The sequence below is a fragment of the Actinomadura sp. BRA 177 genome, from assembly GCF_013372625.1.
GTDB lineage: Bacteria > Actinomycetota > Actinomycetes > Streptosporangiales > Streptosporangiaceae > Spirillospora.
In genome coordinates this window covers 1-4,306 of the sequence record NZ_JABXFD010000331.1, presented here as the reverse complement: position 1 = coordinate 4,306, position 4,306 = coordinate 1, and the positions used below count along the sequence as shown (strand labels likewise).

Genomic DNA, 4,306 nt, shown 5'->3' with positions numbered 1-4,306 from the left:
GTCCCCCACCCCCGGCCACACCTGGGGACAAACCCGACAGCTCCGGCGCAAGGACTCGAACCTTGTCTAAGGGCACCAAAAACCCTTGTGCTGCCAATTACACCACGCCGGATTAAAACGGACGGTCCGGGCGACGCCCCAGGCCGACGGCCCCAACGATACCGACACCCGCCCAGCGAAACCCACCTGATTCCCGCCCCTAGGCCCCCGCGAGCTCCAGCCAACCGGGGAGGGGTTCCCGAGAGGCCAGCCACGCGGACGGAATCGCAGTGCGGCCCAAGTGGGCTGCCACGATGCCCCCAACCATGGCCGAGGTCGTATCCATGTCACCACCCACCACGACGCAGACCCGCACGGCCGCCTCGTAGTCGGCCAAGCGCGTGGACGCGGCCCACAGGACGTAGGGGACGGTGTCCTGGGCGGAAATGCGGCTGCCGTTCCCCAATTCGTAGGCCGCTTCCTGCGGGGACTTGGCCAGCAGGCGGAGGGCGCGCCGGAGCCCGCGGCGGACGTACTCGCCCGTCGTGGTCAGGTCCAGGGCGGCCTCGATCACGGCTTTGGGAGTTGACGTCGTCGTGGGACGCGACATAGGCCGCGGCGACCGCCACCGCGACGGCGCCGGCGACCCCTTCCGGATTGGCGTGAGTCACTTCGGCGGAGAGGGCGGCCTCCGCGGCGGCGCGGGACAGATCGTCACTGAAGTACGCGCCGAGCGGCGCCACGCGCATGGCCGCACCGTTGCCGTAGGAGCCTTGGGCTTTGAAGAGTTCGTGGGAGGCGCGGTGCCAGTGGTCGCCGGATCGGACGCGGTCCAGGAGTTCGAAGGCGCCGGCGCCGTAGCCGCGGGCGAGGTCCATGCGGTGTGCGAACGCTTCGGCCAGGGCGTCCTGGTCGATTTGTCCGAATCGGTTTAGAACGTCCACTACGGAGCACGCCATCTCCGTGTCGTCCGACCAGGGCCACGGCGCGGGCGGGGTGCCCGTCTCCGCGGAAACGTGCCGGTTGGCGAGCAGGAAGAACTGGTCGCCGAACGCGTCACCGACCGACAGGCCCGCGAGGGAGCTTGTGGCGTTGCTCAGGCGTTCTTGCTGGGTGAGGGGCATCTTTGCAGTGTCTCGCGGGGGTGGGGTTTGTGGCTGCTGGGGCAGTTTCTTACTGAATTTACTGTTCGGCCCTGTCCAACTTACGGTTGCGTAGGTTACGGTGGCGTAGGTAAGGCCTCCCTAGTCAGAGAAAGCGGTGACGCATGGCAACGGCTCCAACCGTGGATCCTCCCCGCCGGCAGGCGCGGCCCGAGATCAATCCCGCCTCGCGGGGGAACGCCGAACGGGTGCTCATCGCGGTGTTCACCGGGGTGCCGTTCCTCGCGCTGTTCGCGGCGGTTCCGCTGGCCTGGGGCCGGTTCCTCGGCTGGACGGACGTCGTCATCACGGCGGTGTTCTACGTGCTGTCCGCGGGGGGCATCACGGTCGGGTACCACCGGTACTTCACGCACGGGTCGTTCAAGGCGAAGCGGGGCCTGAAGATCTTCATGGCGCTGGCGGGGAGCATGGCGATCGAGGGGCCGGTCATCACGTGGGTCGCCGACCACCGGCGGCACCACAAGCACTCGGACAAGGAGTTCGACCCGCACTCGCCGTGGCGGTTCGGCGACGACTGGAAGGCGTTGACGAAGGGGCTGCTGTGGGCGCACTACGGCTGGCTGTTCGACGCCAACCGGACGTCCAAGCAGCGGTTCGCGAAGGATCTGCTGAACGACCGTGACATCCGGCGCATCCATTTGGCGTTCCCGGGGCTGGTGGCGGTGTCGTTCCTGCTGCCGGCCGTGATCGGCGGGCTGGTCACGATGTCGTGGATGGGCTTCCTGACCGCGCTGTTCTGGGCCGGGTTCGTCCGGATCACGCTGGTGCACCACGTGACGTGGTCGATCAACTCGATCTGCCACACCTTCGGCAAGGAGGAGTTCGAGGTCCGCGACAAGTCCCGGAACGTGTGGTGGCTGGCGATCCCGTCGCTGGGCGAGTCGTGGCACAACCTGCACCATTCAGACCCGACGTGCGCGCGGCACGGGGTGCTGAAGGGGCAGGTCGACATCAGCGCGCGGATCATCCAGGGCTTCGAGAAGGCGGGCTGGGCGTACGACGTCCGGTGGCCGAACAGCGACAGGCTGGCCGCGAAACGCACGAAGCAGGCGGTTTGACCGCCACAATTGGTCCCGTGACAGAACCCGCTCCCAGACCGCGCAGAAAGCGGATGACCGGTAAGGAACGCCGCGAGCAGCTCCTGGACATCGGCCGGTCGCTGTTCGCCGAGCGCGGCCTGGACGGCACCTCGGTGGAGGAGATCGCGTCCGCGGCCGGCGTGTCGAAGCCCGTGGTGTACGAGCACTTCGGCGGCAAGGAAGGGCTCTACGCGGTCGTCGTCGACCGGGAGTTCGAGAGCCTGCTGCGGCTGATCACGGACTCGATGACCCCGGCGATCCACTACCGGGGCAAGCTGGAGAAGGCCGCGCTCGCGCTGCTGGAGTACATCGAGGAGCATCCGGACGGGTTCCGGATCCTCGTCCGCGACTCGCACGGCGGGACGGGCACCGGCAGCTACGCCAGCCTGCTGAGCGAGATCGCCGGCGAGGTGGAGTACGTCCTCGCCCAGGAGTTCGACCGGCACGGCTACGACGACAAGTTCGCGCCGATGTACGCGCAGATGCTGGTCGGGATGGTCGCGATGACGGGCCAGTGGTGGCTGGACGTCCGCAAGCCGCGCCGGGAGGAGGTCGCCGCGCACGTGGTGAACCTCGCGTGGAACGGCCTTTCGTCGCTGGAGCCGAAGCCGTCGCTGGATCCGCGGCGGCGCCGCAAGGAGCAGGAGCGCCGGGAGCGGGCGGCGGAGAAGGCCGCGGCGAAGGCGGAGAAGGCGGGAGAGAAGGCCGCGAAGGCCGAGGAGAAGGCGGCGGCGAAGGCGGAGGAGCGGGCGGAGCGGGAGCGGCGCAGGGCGCGCCGGGACCTGGACGGGATCGCCGACCCCTCGACGTGACGACCGGTGGCCGCCCGGAGTTCGTCCGGGCGGCCACCGGCCAGGGGTCGCCGGGCTCGGGTCACGAGTCCGGGAGCTGCGGACGCCGCCGTCCCGTCCGAGTTGGCACACCGCAGGGGAACGAGTCGCTTCCCTCGGCGGGACGGGCGGCATCCCGTCTAGGTGGTGTTCCGGGTGGCGATCACGAAGATCCTCCTGAACGGGAACACGGTGCCGTACGGGGCGGCGGGGTAGGCCTGGCGGAGCCGTTCGCGGTAGGCGGCGAGGAATTCGCCGGCCTCGTCCGGGTCGAGCGCCATCAGGACGGGCCGGAGCGCGGTGCCCTTGACCCATTCGAGGACGGGGTCCTCGCCGTGGAGCACCTGCGCGTAGGTGGTCTCCCAGGCGTCGACGGCGCAGCCGTGGCGGGCGAGGAGGTCGAGGTACCCGGCGGGGTCGAGGACGGGCGCGTCCAGCTGGAGGTGGCCGAGTTTCGCGCGCCAGCGGTCGGAGCGGCCGAGTTCGCGCAGCAGGACGTGGCTGGGCGCGTCGAAGTTGCCGGGAACCTGGAAGGCGAGCCGTCCGCCCGGTGCCAGGGCGTCGATCCACCGGGGCAGCAGGTCCGGGTGCTCGGGGACCCAGTGCAGGACGGCGTTGGAGACGATGAGGTCGACGGGCGCGTCGGGCTTCCAGGTGGTGACGTCCGCGACGCGGAACGAGAGCCGGCCGGGGATCTCGTGCCTGCGGGCCTCGCGGATCATGTCGGGTGAGCTGTCGAGGGCGTCGATGCGGGCACCGGGCCAGCGGGCGGCGAGGGTGGCGGTCAGCTCGCCGGTGCCGCAGCCGAGGTCGGCGACGCGGGCGGGCGCGGCGTCGCCGAGGCGCGCGACGAGCTCGGCGAACGGCCGGGCGCGCGCACCGCCGAAGACCCCGTACTGCGCGGGATCCCACCGGACACCATTTTCTCTCGACATCAAGATACACCTTGCCACCCCCATATCTTGATGTCAAGACTCCCCCGCCCCGCCCCGTTGACTTGCGGCCTGTTGTGCTTATGAGCGGCCGGATAACCACAACACGCCGCAAGTCAACGGGGAGGGCCTAGGGCTTGCGGCCGCTGGCGTGGCGGGGGCGGGGTGCGGCGGGTCGGCGTCATGACTTCGAGTGGATGGGCGCTGGTGCTCGGGCCGGGCGGGCCGGTCGGGGCGGACGGGCTGCCCGGCCTGGGGGCCGGGCGGGGGGGGGCGGCGGGGGGCCGGGCGGGCGGGGATCTGATCGTCGGCACGGCGGCGGG

At 70.3% G+C, this 4,306-nt stretch carries 4 protein-coding genes, 1 tRNA gene and 1 pseudogene; 2 read left to right on the top strand and 4 right to left on the bottom strand.

The features are described 5' to 3' along the window. Positions 1 to 40: 40 nt before the first annotated feature. The 3 genes and pseudogenes from HUX53_RS17455 to HUX53_RS43055 all read right to left on the bottom strand — a co-directional run. Positions 41 to 112, bottom strand: a tRNA-Gln gene (locus HUX53_RS17455). 87 nt (positions 113 to 199) lie between these two features. Continuing rightward, positions 200 to 553 carry an ADP-ribosylglycohydrolase family protein gene (locus tag HUX53_RS41230; protein WP_309237290.1) on the bottom strand — a complete coding sequence of 118 codons (354 nt, stop codon included), beginning with the start codon at positions 551 to 553 and terminating at the stop codon, positions 200 to 202. Positions 554 to 632: 79 nt separating this feature from the next. Next, a pseudogene (locus HUX53_RS43055) lies at positions 633 to 1,103 on the bottom strand (ADP-ribosylglycohydrolase family protein); the annotation flags it as partial. A gap of 143 nt (positions 1,104 to 1,246) precedes the next feature. On the opposite strand from HUX53_RS43055, the gene HUX53_RS17445 reads away from it, so the two are divergent. Together HUX53_RS17445 and HUX53_RS17440 are read left to right on the top strand one after the other, a co-directional pair. Beyond that, the gene (locus HUX53_RS17445; RefSeq protein WP_176404264.1) at positions 1,247 to 2,200 is read left to right on the top strand and encodes a fatty acid desaturase; all 954 of its coding nucleotides are present in this window, start codon (positions 1,247 to 1,249) and stop codon (positions 2,198 to 2,200) included. A gap of 53 nt (positions 2,201 to 2,253) precedes the next feature. Then, the gene (locus tag HUX53_RS17440; RefSeq protein ID WP_176404263.1) at positions 2,254 to 3,033 is read left to right on the top strand and encodes a TetR/AcrR family transcriptional regulator; all 780 of its coding nucleotides are present in this window, start codon (positions 2,254 to 2,256) and stop codon (positions 3,031 to 3,033) included. 158 nt (positions 3,034 to 3,191) lie between these two features. Here the strand turns inward: HUX53_RS17440 and HUX53_RS17435 are convergent, their stop codons facing one another. After that, positions 3,192 to 3,986 carry a trans-aconitate 2-methyltransferase gene (locus HUX53_RS17435; protein ID WP_176404262.1) on the bottom strand — a complete coding sequence of 265 codons (795 nt, stop codon included), beginning with the start codon at positions 3,984 to 3,986 and terminating at the stop codon, positions 3,192 to 3,194. Positions 3,987 to 4,306 lie beyond the last annotated feature (320 nt).

What these genes read in the sequence shown, in the direction of transcription:
- HUX53_RS17445 (WP_176404264.1), top strand. Translation starts at nt 1,247, where the DNA reads ATGGCAACGGCTCCAACCGTGGATCCTCCCCGCCGGCAGGCGCGGCCC.
- HUX53_RS17440 (WP_176404263.1), top strand. Translation starts at nt 2,254, where the DNA reads ATGACCGGTAAGGAACGCCGCGAGCAGCTCCTGGACATCGGCCGGTCG.
- HUX53_RS17435 (WP_176404262.1), bottom strand. Translation starts at nt 3,986, where the DNA reads ATGTCGAGAGAAAATGGTGTCCGGTGGGATCCCGCGCAGTACGGGGTC.